The sequence below is a fragment of the Paenibacillus tianjinensis genome (genome assembly GCF_017086365.1).
Taxonomy (GTDB): Bacteria; Bacillota; Bacilli; order Paenibacillales; family Paenibacillaceae; genus Paenibacillus_AQ; species Paenibacillus_AQ tianjinensis.
Genome location: NZ_CP070969.1, coordinates 3,032,549 through 3,049,396, shown reverse-complemented (window position 1 = coordinate 3,049,396; position 16,848 = coordinate 3,032,549). Strand labels below are relative to the sequence as shown.

Sequence of the window (16,848 nt, the reverse complement as noted above, 5' to 3'; positions counted from 1 at the left end):
GTCACGCGGGGTCGTTGCCCTTACATTCCTTCGTTCTGCCTCTCAAAAGGTGGACGCCGTTTCTTGCTCCTTTACAGGGTCTTTGCCCTTATGGTGAAAAACCTACGGCTGCTCCGTGCTTCCATTGTCTTTGGTCATTTCAGTCCGGTGAGAAACGTGATTTCGGTTTTTCTTAAGCTGCCATCTGTAACTGGGCCTGACGTACCGGCCCTAAAACGTCGTTTGCATCGTACGGAATTTGCTTGGTGCCCAGCGTATGCAGGACACGTATGAGTTTCCCACACAACGCCACAATGGATTGCTTTTTCTTCAGTGGATTCTGACTTCGTTTGGTGAAGTACTGGTGCAGCGCCTTAAACTCGGCGTTCTTTGCTACCATGGGCATCACTGCCCGGAACAGCAGGGCCCTTAGCCTTGCGCGTCCACGTTTGGTAATGCTGGATTTGCCTTTTTTCTTTCCTGAACTGTTCTCTTTGAGATTCAGTCCGGCGAGCCGAATAATCTGCTGTCCATGCTCGTAACCGCTCAGATCCCCGACTTCCGCCAGGAACCCCGCCAAGGTGACCACGGCCACGCCCGGCACGGTGAGCATCTCCTCCGTTCCTGGGATTTGAGAAAGTAGACGCTCCACCTCGGCCAGAATCTCTTCGAGTTGTCTTGCGAACATTTCGTACTGTTCCAGAAGCATTTTAATCTCTATTTTTGCTGCAGGAAGTCCTTCGGTTAGACCGATGGAACTTCTCGCCGTTTCCATGAGGTACTGAGCTCGTTTGGCTCCTACGGCTCGTTTCACGTCTTTCTTCCACCGCTGTACAATGGCCTCTGTGCCCATCTCTACGACTTCACCTGGCGTTGGAAACTCGCCAAGCGTAATGCGTGAAGCCTTGCCTTCCCAGTCTTTAAATACCTGCGTGTACTCCGGAAAAAAGCGATCCAGCCAGTTCTGCACCCGCCTTTGCACCTGTCCGAAGTTCACCATGATTTTCTCCCGAAGATTCATGAGAATCCGCAGGTCGGCGTAAACGCTCGTCGGCAGTTTAGGTTCGCTGTACTTCCCGTTTCGCACCAAATCAGCAATGACTTTGGCATCTTTATAGTCGTTTTTGGTGGGTGAATTGTCTTCAAGTTCTTTACTTTTGTGTACGTGATGGGGATTCACAATGACCAAAGGAATGCCCTGCCGCCCTAAATATTCCGCCAGTGTAAACCAGTAGTGTCCGGTGGGCTCAATGCCGAAGAGGACGTCGCTCTTGGCATGCTCCCGCTGAAGCTCCTTCATCCACTGAACCAGTTGCTCTAGCCCGGTACGGGTATTGGAGAACACACAATCCTTCCCCAGTTCAATCCCGCGAAAATCGATAGCGCGGGCCACATGGGTTTCTTTGGCGATATCTGCGCCGACCACAAGGGTATTTTCGGAAATTCGAATGATTCGTTGATTCTGTTTCTTCGATTGTTTATACTTCATAGTGAGCGTACTCCTTTTAATTCGGGCATGAATGTGACTGCATTCGAGACCCAGCATACAGGAGGCGCTTTTTTTGTTCAAACCTCAATTTAATTCATTACAGGAATGGCTCCTTTAATATTAATGTTATTTGTTTTCTTTGATGTAGCCTAAGGATACCAACTGACTTTGGGGAAAGTATGTAGAATTGATGGGCATAACATGTTTTTATAACGAACAAATCGCACAGCAACTCTGTTAAATCGACATTATAATCCTAGATATGATTTGAATATGGGGGCGACTTCGACATGAACCGAGAGTTACAGCAGCTTATTTTGGATTATAAAACTGATCAGGAATCGGTATACCACACCTGGTTTTTAAACAACAGCGATCGGTTAAAGGCTTTTCGGACCATTAAAACCGGTGTGAACGATGTTATAAAAGCGATTGAGGCACGAGTTTTTGGAAACGACTTTGAGGGCTCTCCACTGGAGGATGTTCTTGCGGCGATTTGTGAACAAAAACAAGTTTTTGAAGGTGCTGCACACGCGTTTTACTGGAAACCTAAACTGCGTATTCCCGACATTTATGAAAATGAAGAGAACCAGCTGGCTTTTGGCCGTTTTTTGAAGGCCGTGTTACAAGCCTCTGACGAAAAACAATTGTTGACCGAGATTGTGAAACTGGATCAATACCATATCAAAGGCCTTGGTCCTGCGGTAGCTAATATCTTGTATTTTTTGCATCCTACACTTTTCCCCCCGTTCAACACAGCCATCGTGAATGGGTTTAACTCCCTGCTGGATCGTAAGATAAAGCTCGGCTCCTGGCCGGCTTACTTGGAGATGCGCGAGACATTGATGGACATCAACACGGCTTACCGCTCATCCTTATCCAAGGACCTGGGCGCCATTTCCGGCTTATTGTTTGAAATAGGCACCGGGCGCTTGATTGTTAGCGGGAATGCTGAGGCGTTTCTTCAAGAGGAGGAAAAGAAACGGGAAAAGGGGCGGTATAAGCGGCATCTGGAGGTGCTGAATGATACTAACGAAGAAAGTGAACATTCCGAAATGCAGCTGTATTTGGCGAGACTGGGACGGTCCTTTGGGTACAACGTCTGGATCGCCCAGAACGATCATCAGAGACAATGGCAGGACGAGCCTCTAGGGCGGTATTCTCTTTCTGTATTTCCAGCCATGGATCTCCCTAAATCTATTGCGGATACAATCGCTTTTATCGATGTTCTTTGGCTCAATGAACATAATGAGATTGTATCGGGATTTGAAGTTGAAAAGAGCACCTCCATCTACTCCGGCATTCTCAGGCTGCATGACTTATCATTATCCGTAGGAAATGCAACGTCCAGGTTGTATCTGATTTGCCCGGATAAACGGGAAAAAGAAGTGCGTGCACAACTGCTTCGTCCTTCTTTGCAACAAACGCAGTGCGGCCCTATCTCATACATTCGTTTTTCGGATTTACGAAACGACTGTAACGCCATGTGCAAATACGGAAAATCGGTTGAAGCGCTCGACGCCATTTCGAACATCTGTACTTGTTAAAGCAAAAAGGAACTGATGGGATCAGTTCCTTTTTTCATAATGATCATTTTATAAAACTTAGCGTAAGCTGGAAAGTTCTCGTTTTAATTGTTCATTCTGTACCGCTGCCTCGAAATAGTCTGCGTGAATGGTCCAATCCGTTTCTATTTGTTTAGAGATTACTTTATTCACTGTCTTTTCCCCAAACAAAACCGATCCTATACTTAACGGCACTATATATACCCGATTCCATGACCATGCCATTGCCTTATTCCTCCTCTGAATTCTTAAATGTGTAATCTTTGATTGACTTTATTTTAAGAGATTAATATGTAAGATTCGTGTTCTTTATTTGAGTTTTGTGTGTGATTTTGCTCATAAGGGAGAAAACACCCTCCAACTGCTTAAATAAAATCCGATGCACACCAATACACCTAACCTAAAAAAGCAGGGTATCTCTTGAATTCGAGATACTCCTGCTCGATGTTTCATTGCACTCGTTACGCTCTTGCCATCTGCCGGCAAGCTTCTGCACATTCGCGGCAGAATTTTGCGCATTCTTGACAATGGGCATCTTTAAACGCTTCACAATCTTTGGCGCATGCTTCGCAAACCATGGCACACAGCTCGCAACTTGCCTTCGCAAACATACTGTCTCTGCTCATTAATTGAGCTGCCTGAAGGCAGATTTCTGCGCAATCGTTCAGCATCTTGATCATTGAGGTTCTTGCTTGAACATCAGTCTCTTTTAGGCATGCTGAAAAACATTCTTCGCAAGCCTGTGCACATTTTAGGCAGGCTTCAATACAATGCGTATAGTGCTTTGGAGTAGCGGAGTTGGCAAGTAACATTTTCATTCCCTCTCTTTTCATTATTTGAATGTTGTTTGATCGTTAGTTATTATCTAAATAAAGACGCAAATATATACACGTACATGTCAGGAGACTTCGCTTTCTAATAATGCAATTGAATTGCTCTATGGACCAGAGTTATACGTACTCAGATTAACGAATCTAAGCATTACCTTTGACTTACTATGAAACTGAGCCATCTAGGGGGGAGTAGCTTAAAATCTTATCTGTAAGCTGCTAAAGATATTCCTAAAAGGTGTTAGAATCGCAGATAACGATGAATTAGTAAAGACAGCTTATTAGCTTACAGAGCGAATGATCCCCTGATTGAAATTTACTTTATGAATGCTATGCACGACAAACAGCGTCATGCCTCGTTATTCTAATTTATGTATAGTGGTTTCTGACCGCAGACCTCAGTATCGGCCGGCAACATATGGGATGTGCTCATTGACAACTAGCACTTTTCCCCGTATGCCGTACAGTTAACCTTGGGCCGCCTCAACGGGAATTATCTCAGAAAGAGGGAAACTGGGATTGGCCTCTCATTAAACTCAAAAGTGATTTGATTTCGATCTCAGAAGGGTAATCCTAACGTAATCCGAGGGGTACTGCCATATTCCTCGTAAGCTGTTGAACCCGTAGAAAAACCGTTCGATTAATTTTTTTCAAAGGACACTCGCTAAATATCATGGGTCTCCATCGGGTATGTTTGCGTAAACAACCGGACTTTCGTTTTGAAATAGTGCTCCAATGAAAATTCAAACGTACTTACTCCTTAGTTAGATAGATCACACCACATTACAACCACAAATTGTAGTTGTTAAAAATGATAAGGGGAGACGATTGAAATGGCATGATCCATGATTGGATTATACCCTTCTTCTCTTTCTCCCCATTATTAATACAATAAGTTTACAATTTAACACGCTGCAACCGAAGCGCATTCAGAACCACGGAAACCGAACTTAATGCCATAGCTGCTCCAGCAACCCAAGGTGCAAGTAAACCAATCGCTGCTATCGGGATACCGATAGAATTATACGCAAGCGCCCAGAACAGGTTTTGCCGGATATTCCCCATTGTTTTTCGACTCATATAGATCGCATCCGGGATACTATTGAGATCTCCTCGCATGAGCGTCACGTCAGCAGCTTCCATCGCTACATCGGTTCCTGTTCCCATCGCCATCCCAATATCTGCCATGGCAAGGGCGGGAGCATCGTTTATACCGTCTCCAACCATAGCAACTTTTTTCCCTTGAGCCTGCAATTTCTTTACTTCATCTGCTTTACCTTCGGGGAGAACTTCAGCCAATACACGAGCAATTCCAACCTGCTTGGCAATTGCTTCAGCTGTTCGCTGGTTATCACCCGTAATCATAATGACTTCGATCCCCATGTCCTTAAGCCGTTTAACAGCCTGTGCCGAGGTTTCCTTAATGGTATCTGCAACCGCTACTATACCGGCATACTGCTGATCTACGGCAATCAGCATGGCTGTTTTGCCTGCCTGCTCCAGCTGGTCCATCTTATCTTGCGCATGATTGATGGACACTTGAAACTGAGCCATGAGTTTTCTCGTACCCACAAGAACCTCCTTGCCCATCACATTTGCCTTAATACCATGCCCAGGTATCGCTTCAAAAGTGTCCGTTCTCGGCAATTGGATACCCTTAGCGATAATCCCAGCAACTATAGCTTCAGCCAGAGGATGCTCGGAGTTCTTCTCTGCCGCGCCGACAAGGGCCAGCAGATCTGTTTCCATCCAGCCGGAAACCACGACGTCAGTCAGTTCCGGTTTGCCTTTTGTCACCGTTCCGGTTTTATCTAAGATGATGGTATTAATGCGGTGGGTAGCTTCTAGGTGTTCACCGCCTTTAAACAGGATTCCCGACTCTGCGGCTCTTCCTGAACCTGCCATAATGGAAGTCGGTGTCGCAAGTCCCAGGGCACAAGGACAAGCAATGACGAGTATCGCAATCGCAATCTCCAGTGCGTTTGCAAACTCTCCTGGCGTAATCCAAACAAACCAAGCGATAAACGCAAGAACCGAGATCGCTACGACGATCGGAACAAATATACCTGAAATGGCATCTGCTACACGTTGAATAGGAGCTTTGGAACCTTGGGCCTCTTCAACCACTTTAATAATCTGAGCCAGGGCCGTTTCTTTTCCGACTTTGGTCGCTTGAATTCGAAGTACTCCGTTCTTGTTAATCGTTGCACCAATGACAGGATCTCCCGTTCTTTTCTCAACCGGCAGGCTTTCTCCAGTTAACATAGCCTCATCTACGGAAGAAGCCCCCTCCACCACCTCGCCGTCAACCGGGATTTTCTCCCCTGGTTTTACGATTACGATGTCACCGGCCACGACTTCTTCGACAGGGATAGTCATTTCCTGTCCATCGCGAACAACCAATGCCGTCTTGGCTTGAAGACCCATCAGTGTTTTAATCGCTTCAGACGTTCTTCCTTTGGCAAGAGCCTCGAACAATTTCCCGAGGATGACCAGTGTAATCAAGATAGAGCTGGTCTCATAGTACATTTCCGGTCCATGAGCCCCCGCACCGGCTTGAACCCATTCGAGCGTCAAATAGAGGCTATAGAAGTATGCTGCCGAAGTCCCGAGGGCTACCAGAACGTCCATATTGGCACTTTTATTACGCAGCGCTTTATACGCACCAACATAGAAATGGCCACCGATATAAAATTGAACTGGTGTAGCCAAAATCAGTTGGAACCAAGGGTCCATGAAAATCATAGGCATCCAAATCCAAGATAGGAACGAGAAGTGGCTGATCATGGACCATAGTAATGGTAAAGAGAGAAGGGCTGAAATGATAAACCGTCTTTTTTGTTTAGAGATTTCTTTTTGTTTATGTGCGGAGGCGTCCTGCTGCCCTTCCTTCGGCATGGCCTTATACCCGAGTTGCTCCACCTTTTTTTGCATGTCTTCCAAAGTAACAGTCGCTGGGTCGTACTCGACCCGGGCTGTTTCAAGGGCAAGATTAACATTCGCCGTTACAACACCGGGCATTTTGTTTAATCCCTTTTCAATCCGATTGGCGCAAGCGGCGCATGTCATCCCAGTGATTTGGAAATCCGTGGTTTGCTTTACAGTGCCGTAGCCTAAATGTTCAATCTGTTCTTGCATTTGCGGAATGGTTGCACGTTTGGGATCAAACGTCAAAGTCGCCCGTTCCAAGGCGAAATTCACATTTGCTTCCGTCACCCCATCCATTTTTCTTAATCCTTTCTCGATCCGGTTGGCACAAGCAGCACAAGTCATTCCTGTGATCTGTAAGGTTGTTTGCTCCTCACTTTTAGATATCGTTGAACTCATTATCTATCCCTCCCTCATACCCCCAGGGGGTACATTGTGTTGAAAAAAAGGAGCCATCTTGACGATGGCTGCTTACGGACTTAGACGACATCGTAACCTTGCTCTTCGATGGCATTCTTTATGGCTTCCAAGGATACACTAGATTCATCAAAAACGACCTCAACTGTCTTTTTCTCCAGGTTCACTTTTGCATCAGCCCCAATGTTTTTAACGGCTCCTTCAACACTTTTTACACAATGTCCGCAAGACATTCCTTCTACATGTAATGTTTCGTTCTTCATCTTTCATTCCTCCATATCGTTTGTTTATTTCATTAATTTATTCATGGTAACCAGAATCTCATCAATCACTTCATGTTCGCCGGATTGGATTCGTTCAATCACGCAGCTTTTCATATGACCTTCCAGAACCATTTTCCCTACGCTATTGAGAGCCGACTGAATCGCCGCAATTTGATTTAGAACGTCATCGCAATAGGTATCTTTTTCTATCATCCCTTTAACCCCACGAATTTGACCCTCAATCCGGTTTAACCGGGTCATTAGATTGGCCTTCGTTTGATCAGAATGATGACTTTTTCGATGATGTCCATGAGATGCAGTCTGTTCCACTGATTGTTCCATTTGCCTCACCTCTCACCATCAATATACCATACCCCCCTACTGTATGTAAACAGGGGATTAGGAAGTACTTCATCTCCTTTTTTAGTCTGTTCATTTAACCTCTTTGTTTATGCACCTGTATATAACCTCTGCCTTTTGTAATTTTTGCAGAAACTGTGGTTAATTACAGCCCACAATGATCCTCAGTTTGATCACGATAGACGAAGTCACGGTCTTCGGAAACCCTTGAAATCATGTAAATGATAATTGGCTTTTAGCTGAGATAATTATAGTGTGCCTCATATTGATAAGCTTCGCTTGATCGTCTTTCTAATGGGATAGGAATTTGACTTCCTGAACGGCACCATCAAATAAAGACTGTCAAGCCCGTGGTATATATCAACGGGCTTGTTCTATATATCATTAAGGTAAGTCTAGTGATTGGCCGTACATGATGCTACAGTTTGAAGATACGGATAGACTTTAGCAATTGGTCAACCGATTGGGACATGTTTTCAAGAGCCCCTGATATCTGGTTAACCATTTGACTTTGCATATCCGAAGTTTGGACCACACCTTGAATACGAGAAGAAGTGTGTTCGGCAATCGTAGTCACATCCGCAACAGAATCAGAAATGTAGTGAGAATCTGTTGACATTTGTCTTGTTGCTTGATATACATTTTGATTCTGAGAAGCTACATGTTGAGAGGAGATAATGATCTGTTCGAAGGATTTCCCTGCAGAGATTAGGTGCTGGTTCCCCGCTGTTAATTGAGCTAAACTTGTGTTCATCCCTTCGGCTGCTTCACTGGTGATATGTTGAACCTTTTCAATGAGTATTCTTATTTCTTGGGCTGAGTTTTCAGACTGCTCAGCTAGTTTTTTCACTTCATCTGCAACCACAGAAAATCCTCTCCCAGCTTCTCCTGCACGCGCAGCCTCAATGGAAGCATTCAACGACAGCAAATGGGTCTGTGAGGATAAATCGGTAATAACGGTCGCAATGTTCCCGATACTGCCTGAGCTATCCGATAATTGTTGTATTTTACTAGCTACATGTGTGATGGATGTGTTCAAATGGTTGATTACAGAAATGATGCTTAGAAGCCAATCGTTGCCTTGATCCGCATGCACAACCATATTTTCCGATGCACTGGCGACTTGTGATGACCTTTGAACGATTTCTTGTATGCTAATTTGGATATGTTCAACGGCCTCCATACTTTGATTCATGCCCTCAACCTGTTTGGATGCACCTTGGAGTATGGATTGCAAGGTACGATCGATCTCAAGTGATGAATCTCCTACGCCATTGATATGCATTTGAACAACACCAGAAACTTTATGTACCTCATCCGCGGCCTGCTGAGCCTTAGACACTAGTGTATGTAAGTTATGAGTCATTAGATTAAATGCTCTCGAAAGGATACCCAACTCATCCTTAGAAGTGACGGGGATATCTGTGATACTAAGATCGCCATATGCAACTCGTTCCGCCATGATAGTGACTTGTCTTAAGGGTGCGGTTAATTTTCTTGTGAAAAGAGCGGTGAGGAATAAAGCGATAAGGAGTCCGATCATCGTAAATACAATCATTTTTACTTTAAAACGACTAATTGCCTGATTATACATTTCCTTGCCCATACTAATATGGAACGCCCCAATTACAGTTCCGTCTGAGGATCTAATGGGTTCATAGACCGCCATTTCAGTTCCATCATGCGCTTCACCTACATACGACTTTCCACCTAAGACGATGGATTTTACGTTCGACTCAAGTATTATTTCTGTGATGTTCATATTATGGCTACCCTTAGACGATGCAGCTACACCCTTCTCGCCTTTAAAAATTACAATATCATCACCAGTTAATGCTCCAACGAACAAAGCAACGTCATGATTTCCCTCTATAGAGACCTCGCCTTTAAACAACTTCCCATCCTTCAGCGTCCATTCTCCGGGAAATTTAACATCTAGCAGTGCAGTCGCTAACTTTGTGTTAGACACCATCTTTTGTTCTGCGAGGTGGGTAACCTGGGCATTCATATTCGCGATGGCATAAGTACTGAAGGAAACGATGAGTATTAAAATGAAAAGGCTTATATATAGAATCAGTTTGCTGGATAACTTCATTTCGTTCCTCCACCTTTGTTATTCACATGAAGATAGCTCTAATAAGGCTAGTTAAAAAAGGAGACCGCCACCCCAACTTAGGAGTGCGCGATCTCTCAGACTGACAGTTATTGATCAGAATAAATCGGTAAAATCTCACTTGATGCAGTACAATTAGTGTTTTTTGTTTCGCATCATTAAAGGCATAAGTACGAGATGTGAAAGCGGGCATAACAACAATACACTATAGGCAAGCATATTACTTGTTGAACCACTTACATTATTAGCAATGATTAAAATAACGAACAGCACGATCGGAAGTATACAACACATCATCATCATCAGACGATGGGCTGGGCCTTTTTTATGATGATTGTTATGACTGTCATGCTGGTTATGGTTTCCGCAACAACTCATGAAATAACCTCCTTAAACTTTAATCATATAGTCTATTAAATACTTACGCTCTGCCCAGGGATATCTGTCCTATGGTTTCTTTGCATCATTTCATCCATATTGGAATCCCGCATCATCTCATCCATTGTGGTACCTTCCATCATGTCCACCATATCCGGTTTTTTCATCATTTCACTCATGTCTTTATCTTCCATCATTTTTTCCATATCAAGTCCATTCATCATTTCGTCCATGCCTGGCTGCTTCATCATTTCAGACATATCGGTATTGCTCATCATATCCGTCATAACTTCATCGTTCATTGTATCGTTCATGTTCGCCATATGGTGAAAATACGTCTCCTGCTGAGCTACCTCTTGCTTGGAAGAAACATCCCCTTTGGAGATGTCGGAATCAACTCCTGTAGCGTATACTGCGGAACCGATTCCCAACGTCAATATAAAAGCACCCAAGCCAGTTAATAATTTCGCATTCATTTTTCTTTTCGCCTCCTGTAACTCCATGGTACAAGAGATCCTTGTGGAATTTATGTAGCATTTATGGGCTTTTAATGGAGAATACATTTTAATCCTTTCTCATATCACTGTTTGTAGGTAGAGGACACGCTTTACAAGTAGCTTATTCAACCAAACTCACATTAAAAGGAGGGATTAAAGTGTCATCCTTAGGACTTGCAGTTGTTTTTTATATCTTCATTTTGGTCTGGTCTTTTGTCATTATCCTGCGATTTAAGGCGACAGTTACAGAATCGATTCGAATGGTTTCGCCTATGGTAGTCGGGATGATTGTTGGTTTTGGAGGCGGTACTTTGAGCGGCCTCTATATTGCCGGCCCTGTTCAATCTTTGGTGTTAGGTGTCCTTCTAGGGATCTTTTCTGGAAGCATAATAGGAGGACTGATGGGTTTGGGGGCGTTCTTAAACGGAGCATCGTCTGGGATGATGGCCGGATTAATGGGGGTTATGCTGATACAAATGTTTCCTCAATCAGAATGGAAAGATGTTCTATTCTTTTTTATGGTCGTATCCGGATTCTTGCAATTTGCCCACACTTTATTGTTGCAGCGCTTATCTAGCGAGAACGTAATCGAAGGTACTTTTAAGGTCTTGAGTTCACCGCTATTCATGTTCCTCTTCATTTCAACAGTCCTTATGGTATATGTCACCGTTGCAAATCATAACGATCCTGAACAAGCGAAGCCGCTAAGTTTACAAAAAACGATTCAGAATACGAACCATACAAATCATTAATCTTTGAGGATCGGGTTCAATGTTCACATAAGATAGCTACCAGACAGTTTTAAAGTGGTAATATGAAGAGTTGGCCTTATATAAAAAAAAGCCACCATGGCGTTCCCATGGTGGCAGATACAACTGTACTCCGCCATAACTGAAGAACACGGCAGAGCCGGTTTTAATCCATTCACCCCAGGCAAATGACTACTAGTTACTTGCGGAGCTATATCAATGATATCAACACTACCTATATGGTAGATCCAAAATAGCTATGCGATAAGCACAAAGGATGTTCTCTTCCACTCATGCACCTTACACCCTATGTACTGTCTCTTTCACCTGGTTCCTTGTGAAGAAATAAAGGAACACAGACAGAGAAATAACAAGAATACTCATACTCGTCCACTGACCTGCTGTCCAGCCTAACGCATAACGCGGTGAATCTCCACGCAGAAATTCCATAGAAAACCGGACCAGGGCATACATAATATTATAACTTAAAAATTGTCCACCTTTAGGCAACTTTATATTCTTCAAGACTAGAAGAATACCAAAGACGATTAAGTCAAGCTGACCTTCCCATATTTCAGCAGGCCATAACGGAACTGAACCATAGCGCTCGAAAGCTATAGTCCCTTCTGGATAAACAATTCCGAAGCCAGTCCCGGTCGGGGCCCCAAATGCATCTCCATTTAAAAAGCAGGCAATTCGGCCGACAGCTTGTCCAAATATGATTGCCGGCGCTAGAATATCCGCAAGTCCCCAAAAAGAAATCTTCTCTTTCCGCGCATAATAAGCTGCCGCAATAAAACCACCTATTAACGCTCCCTGGATTGAAATGCCACCATTCCAAATCGCGAATATTTCCCCCAAATGTTTTGAATAATAACCCCACTGAAAAAAGAATACATGCCATATTCTTGCGCCGATTATTGCACTAAATATTACGTAGAAGACTAGATTCAATATATGTTTTTGATAGTTGGTCCCTCGAGCTAAATAATATGCAACACCTATCGCAAGTAGCACTGCCAACCCTACTATTACGCCATAGGATCTAATCGAAAGTCCTGCAACTTCGAATAAGATTACTCTCAAATCATTTCCTCCTTAGCCTCGTTATGGAGTAATACTGATACCATTCGGAGTCGCGCCTACGTTGATTGTTGTAATCACTTGATTTGTTTCATTATCGATCACTGTTACGGTGTTATCGAACATATTCGTCACAAAGATCTTGCTGCCATCCGGGTTGATGACTACACCATGCGCCCCTGTGCCTGTCTCAGTCGTTGCTGTTACTTGTTTTGTCACGAGATCAATTTTTGAAATGCTATGTGACGGATTTTCTTCTGTACCTTGGTTCGCTATTATGGCATATTTATTATCAGCAGAAATGTATACCTGAGCAGGGCCATTACCGACAGGCACTTTTGTAATGTTAGAAGAATCCAAATCTACTACAGCGGCTGCATTTTCTGCGTTTAATGGAACGACAAGGATTTTTCCATCACTCGTGATTCCCGTCGTTACAGGTGTATTACCTACACTGATTTTTTGTTTTTCATTCATAGCATCCAAGTCCAACACACTTACCGTGTCTTCGGCCATATTTGCTATAAAGGCATATTTGCTGTCTGTGGATATTCTAAATCCATGCGGTCCCGTTCCGGTTGGAATGGAATTTACTATTTTTAAGGACTTGGCATCAATTACAGATGCATCGTTTCCTTCATTATTCGTAACCAATACATACTTCCCATCATTTGTGAACACAATATGAGCCGGATGAGCCCCGACCTCAACTTTTCGAATTAGTTCGTCTGATGATGTGCTAAAAAAATAAGCATACCCATTCATTTCATGTTCACTTTGCGCGTTCTCTGCTCCCTCTTCCATCTCCCCCATAGTAGGAACCACTGTAACTCCTACCGTTTTCCCATCGGGTGAAATTTGTACGTTATGAACCGAACCGTCAATATCGATCGACTTAATGACTTTGTATGTGTTTGCATCAATTTTAGTAATACTACCACCTTCATCAGCAGTATATAAAATCACTGGTGAGCTATTTTGGGAATTCGAGGTACCGGTAGTAGATTCAGCATTTGTTGCAGTAGTTGCAGATGGAGTCGCATCTGAATTATTCTTTTGCGCCGATCCACAGGCAGTAATGCTAACACTTAAAATGGCTACGGTGAGGACATTCATCCACTTTTTTCTCATATTGTTCATCTCCATGAAGTTTACTTGTTAAGACTTCCCTAAAAATATAGCTAAATGTACATGCCATTTCTCTAAGTGTTTTTAATTTTAACTATCATTTATGTGTTAAGTATGTGTTTTTTGTGGGAAAACATCTTAATTAACATTCCAAATATTACGCCTAAACAATTCTTTGAATCCTGTGATAGGATGACGTCAGTTTCACAAAAAACAAACGAAGGGAAGTCTATCATGAAAAAGAATTTTTCCATTTTATTGCTTTCTACCTCTCTGGCAATCAGTATATTCGGTGTGCAATCGACGACGTCATCCGCAGCTAGTTATACTTCGCAAGAGTCTATAAGTACTGTAAGGAATAGTATCATCTCCAAAGGAATGACATACTTAGGTACCCCGTATGAATTTGGATCCAGTAGAAGTAATACTAGAACCTTTGATTGCTCTGATTTCGTTAGACAAGCCTATCTTGAAGGGGCAGGAATCACTTTACCCTCTAATTCGAGAACTCAAGGTGCCTACATCAAGAGCAAAGGGTCTTATACAACAAATTGGAAAAGCCTAAAGCCTGGAGATATTATGTTCTTTATGTCTTACCGTGGAAATAAAGCTTCAGATTATCAAGGAATTAATAGAAATACATCACGAATTACTCATAATGGAATCTATTTGGGAAACGGAAAAATCCTACAAACCTACTCAAAAAAATCGGGTGGAGTTCGAATCGGTACGATTGAGGGTACTCAATGGGAAAAGCGCTTTCTTTTCGGAGGAAGTGTTTTAAAAAAGTAAGGCTATACTTACTTAAAGGTTGCCGTGCTATGATACAGTATAAAAACTGTTACATTCGCAATGATATGGGGTCTGTCAATAATTTTGTGTAAACTCTTTTAAGCACAGATTCCCCCGAGGGGGAAGTCGCGAATCTAACGCAAGTGTTGACCGACCCTGTCTGGGAAAAAGACCGAAAGCTGGAGCAGCATTTGGCCCCAGTTTTGGACACGGCCTGTCCATTTGCGAGTGACGTCCACGGTGGCGAGATATAGCATTTTAAGCAGGGCCTCATCCGTGGGGAAAATACTTTTTCCCTTTGTCACTTTACGAAGTTGGCGGTGGTAGCTTTCAATCATATTGGTCGTGTAGATCAGTTTGCGGATCTCAGGCGGGTACTTAAAAAAGGTCGCGAGTTCGTCCCAATTTGTCCGCCAAGAACGGATAATGAGTGGGTATTTTGCTCCCCATACCTCCTCAAAACGGTCGAGCTCAAGCAAGGCACTTTCCTCGGTAGCTGCCTTGTAAATCGGCTTTAAGTCGGCGGTTACCTTCTTAATATCCTTGTACGATACGTACCGTGTGGAGCTGCGTATTTGGTGAATAATGCACTTCTGGATCTCCGTTTGGGGATAGCAGGCAGCAATCGCTTGAGAGAACCCGGAGAGGTTATCCACGCAGATAATGAGAATGTCCTGAACCCCGCGATTCTTCAGTTCATTCAGCACACTCAGCCAGAACTTGGAGGACTCATTCTCCCCAATCCACATACCCAGCACGTCTTTGTTTCCGTCCAGATCAATGCCAATGACCATGTAGGCGGCCTTGTTGATAATGGCCCCGTCCTGCTTCACTTTGAAGTGGATCGCATCCAGATAGACAACGGCGTAAACGCCTTGCAGAGGCCGATTCTGCCACTCTTTAATGAGAGGTACGATCTTGTTCGTGACATTAGAAATAAGTGTAGGAGAGACCTCAATGCCATACATTTGTCCCAGATGATCCTGGATTTCCCGGGTGCTAATTCCTTTGGCGTATAAGGCGATGATTTGCTCTTCGATGCCGGTTACATTGGATTGATGCTTCTTGACGACCAAGGGCTCAAACTCACCCAGCCGGTCCCGAGGAATGGTGATTTCCTGTTCGCCGTACTCACTGACTACCGTTTTACGGCTCTTCCCATTCCGACTGTTTGGAGTGAGCTTTGCCTTCACCTCATGTTTTCCATAGCCCAAATGGGTATCCATTTCGGCTTCCAGCATCTCCTGAATCGTCTCTGCAAACAGGTCTTTCAAGGCATTTTGTGCATCTTGTGCAGTGACAAGATTGTTCTCCTTAATGAACTCCCGAAGTTGCTGTTTTGACCAAAGTCCCATGTGTTCTCCCCAACCTTTCTCTTACTTTCATTTTAATGGGTTTGAGAGTTTACACAATATATTTTACAGACTCATGATATGGGAATCTTTATACCTAACCAATACGTTCAATGGATCAAGCAATGGGTCAAACACAGCTTTTCATTCAGTTTATCTTTGTAATAAATGTCTAATTGCTTTTGTATTTCGGGCGTTAACAAGGTAAGTATGAATCTATATTGGTCTGCATTCGTTTTAGCATATGCTGTTTGATTTGATGCCAAATAACAAATTATGATTAGAGCACATTTCAATCTACTGAGTCGCAAGGAGTTCTCCCCTCATTTTTTTTACAATATGCCGTTTCGATATATTTTCGACAGTTTTCACTTTAAACCTAGAAAAGGTTCTAATGACTATCCTTCACACGATTTTATATTTGTAGGAGAAATTAAAAAAAGAGATTACTTTGATACAGTACAAATTTCTTCTATGGCAACACAGCAAGGATACAAAGGAAGGGGTTTTGAAATTAGCAGCTACGATACAATGGCTAAACCATCAGTCTATATTTTCTTTTGAGACAAGTGTTATTTGATATTTATCAAATTGGCAATAGTACCATGTTCTTGTCCACTATCGGCAATGGGATCAAGTTCTTGTCCTGAGTAAAGGACAAGAACTTGATCCCTTAAAACAAAAAACCCACGCCAGGCGCGGGTTCTAATGGGACTATGTTCTTGTTTTCCTACATTTGTTGTTATGTTGTTTGTTTGTTGCCAAGTAACCTAAGCAGAAATCGTTCACATTCTGTTGATAAAAAAGGCCCCTTCTACTGAATAAGAAGGAGCGTAAATATACTTTACCGGATCACAGTTAAGTCTTCAAGCTCTTTTTTTAGACGCTCATTTTGAACCATTAATTCAAAGTAATCGGAATGAAG

General features: G+C 43.1%; 14 protein-coding genes. 3 read left to right on the top strand and 11 right to left on the bottom strand.

From position 1 onward, the window contains the following. Positions 1-172 precede the first annotated feature (172 nt). Positions 173-1,468, bottom strand: a complete 1,296-nt coding sequence (locus JRJ22_RS13435) for an IS110 family RNA-guided transposase (protein WP_054940686.1) — start codon at positions 1,466-1,468, stop codon at positions 173-175. 290 nt (positions 1,469-1,758) lie between these two features. On the opposite strand from JRJ22_RS13435, the gene JRJ22_RS13430 reads away from it, so the two are divergent. Next, positions 1,759-3,015, top strand: a complete 1,257-nt coding sequence (locus JRJ22_RS13430; RefSeq protein WP_206104891.1) for a hypothetical protein — start codon at positions 1,759-1,761, stop codon at positions 3,013-3,015. Between the two features lie 57 nt (positions 3,016-3,072). Here the strand turns inward: JRJ22_RS13430 and JRJ22_RS13425 are convergent, their stop codons facing one another. From JRJ22_RS13425 to JRJ22_RS13395, 7 genes are all read right to left on the bottom strand, one after another. Beyond that, on the bottom strand, positions 3,073-3,258 hold the full coding sequence (locus JRJ22_RS13425) for a hypothetical protein (protein WP_054940736.1): 186 nt from the start codon (positions 3,256-3,258) through the stop codon (positions 3,073-3,075). Positions 3,259-3,494: 236 nt separating this feature from the next. After that, complete coding sequence (locus JRJ22_RS13420; protein ID WP_068724072.1) at positions 3,495-3,845, bottom strand: four-helix bundle copper-binding protein; 351 nt, start codon at positions 3,843-3,845, stop codon at positions 3,495-3,497. Positions 3,846-4,760: 915 nt separating this feature from the next. Beyond that, a complete protein-coding gene (locus JRJ22_RS13415; protein ID WP_206104890.1) occupies positions 4,761-7,190 on the bottom strand; it encodes a heavy metal translocating P-type ATPase in 2,430 nt (809 codons plus the stop codon). 80 nt (positions 7,191-7,270) lie between these two features. Then, positions 7,271-7,471 (bottom strand): copper ion binding protein, encoded by a 201-nt coding sequence (locus tag JRJ22_RS13410; protein ID WP_054940735.1) that lies wholly within the window; start codon positions 7,469-7,471, stop codon positions 7,271-7,273. A 24-nt stretch (positions 7,472-7,495) separates the two neighbouring features. Beyond that, a complete protein-coding gene (locus JRJ22_RS13405; RefSeq protein WP_054940734.1) occupies positions 7,496-7,813 on the bottom strand; it encodes a metal-sensitive transcriptional regulator in 318 nt (105 codons plus the stop codon). Between the two features lie 436 nt (positions 7,814-8,249). Next, on the bottom strand, positions 8,250-9,926 hold the full coding sequence (locus JRJ22_RS13400) for a methyl-accepting chemotaxis protein (protein ID WP_068724076.1): 1,677 nt from the start codon (positions 9,924-9,926) through the stop codon (positions 8,250-8,252). Between the two features lie 431 nt (positions 9,927-10,357). Next, complete coding sequence (locus JRJ22_RS13395) at positions 10,358-10,798, bottom strand: hypothetical protein (protein ID WP_054940732.1); 441 nt, start codon at positions 10,796-10,798, stop codon at positions 10,358-10,360. 179 nt (positions 10,799-10,977) lie between these two features. Between JRJ22_RS13395 and JRJ22_RS13390 the strand changes: the two genes are divergently transcribed. Beyond that, positions 10,978-11,571 carry a hypothetical protein gene (locus tag JRJ22_RS13390; protein WP_054940731.1) on the top strand — a complete coding sequence of 198 codons (594 nt, stop codon included), beginning with the start codon at positions 10,978-10,980 and terminating at the stop codon, positions 11,569-11,571. Between the two features lie 297 nt (positions 11,572-11,868). On the opposite strand, the gene lgt is transcribed toward JRJ22_RS13390, so the two are convergent. Then, positions 11,869-12,654 (bottom strand): prolipoprotein diacylglyceryl transferase, encoded by a 786-nt coding sequence (lgt, locus tag JRJ22_RS13385; RefSeq protein ID WP_068724081.1) that lies wholly within the window; start codon positions 12,652-12,654, stop codon positions 11,869-11,871. Positions 12,655-12,675: 21 nt separating this feature from the next. After that, entirely contained in the window at positions 12,676-13,782 is a 1,107-nt protein-coding gene (locus JRJ22_RS13380) for a YncE family protein (RefSeq protein ID WP_232381134.1), read from the bottom strand. Between the two features lie 231 nt (positions 13,783-14,013). Here JRJ22_RS13380 and JRJ22_RS13375 point away from each other — a divergent pair, with 231 nt between their 5' ends. After that, positions 14,014-14,571 carry a C40 family peptidase gene (locus JRJ22_RS13375; RefSeq protein WP_232381133.1) on the top strand — a complete coding sequence of 186 codons (558 nt, stop codon included), beginning with the start codon at positions 14,014-14,016 and terminating at the stop codon, positions 14,569-14,571. Positions 14,572-14,705: 134 nt separating this feature from the next. Here JRJ22_RS13375 and JRJ22_RS13370 read toward each other — a convergent pair whose 3' ends face one another. Continuing rightward, the gene (locus tag JRJ22_RS13370) at positions 14,706-15,926 is read right to left on the bottom strand and encodes an IS256 family transposase (RefSeq protein ID WP_068722586.1); all 1,221 of its coding nucleotides are present in this window, start codon (positions 15,924-15,926) and stop codon (positions 14,706-14,708) included. Between the last annotated feature and the right edge of the window lie 922 nt (positions 15,927-16,848).

Bases quoted from the DNA above. Each gene is read 5' to 3' on its own strand.
- JRJ22_RS13410 (WP_054940735.1), bottom strand. From the start codon at position 7,471: ATGAAGAACGAAACATTACATGTAGAAGGAATGTCTTGCGGACATTGT.
- JRJ22_RS13375 (WP_232381133.1), top strand. From the start codon at position 14,014: ATGAAAAAGAATTTTTCCATTTTATTGCTTTCTACCTCTCTGGCAATC.
- JRJ22_RS13405 (WP_054940734.1), bottom strand. From the start codon at position 7,813: ATGGAACAATCAGTGGAACAGACTGCATCTCATGGACATCATCGAAAA.
- JRJ22_RS13425 (WP_054940736.1), bottom strand. From the start codon at position 3,258: ATGGCATGGTCATGGAATCGGGTATATATAGTGCCGTTAAGTATAGGA.
- JRJ22_RS13370 (WP_068722586.1), bottom strand. From the start codon at position 15,926: ATGGGACTTTGGTCAAAACAGCAACTTCGGGAGTTCATTAAGGAGAAC.
- JRJ22_RS13430 (WP_206104891.1), top strand. From the start codon at position 1,759: ATGAACCGAGAGTTACAGCAGCTTATTTTGGATTATAAAACTGATCAG.
- JRJ22_RS13415 (WP_206104890.1), bottom strand. From the start codon at position 7,190: ATGAGTTCAACGATATCTAAAAGTGAGGAGCAAACAACCTTACAGATC.
- JRJ22_RS13400 (WP_068724076.1), bottom strand. From the start codon at position 9,926: ATGAAGTTATCCAGCAAACTGATTCTATATATAAGCCTTTTCATTTTA.
- JRJ22_RS13380 (WP_232381134.1), bottom strand. From the start codon at position 13,782: ATGAGAAAAAAGTGGATGAATGTCCTCACCGTAGCCATTTTAAGTGTT.
- JRJ22_RS13420 (WP_068724072.1), bottom strand. From the start codon at position 3,845: ATGTTACTTGCCAACTCCGCTACTCCAAAGCACTATACGCATTGTATT.
- JRJ22_RS13395 (WP_054940732.1), bottom strand. From the start codon at position 10,798: ATGAATGCGAAATTATTAACTGGCTTGGGTGCTTTTATATTGACGTTG.
- JRJ22_RS13435 (WP_054940686.1), bottom strand. From the start codon at position 1,468: ATGAAGTATAAACAATCGAAGAAACAGAATCAACGAATCATTCGAATT.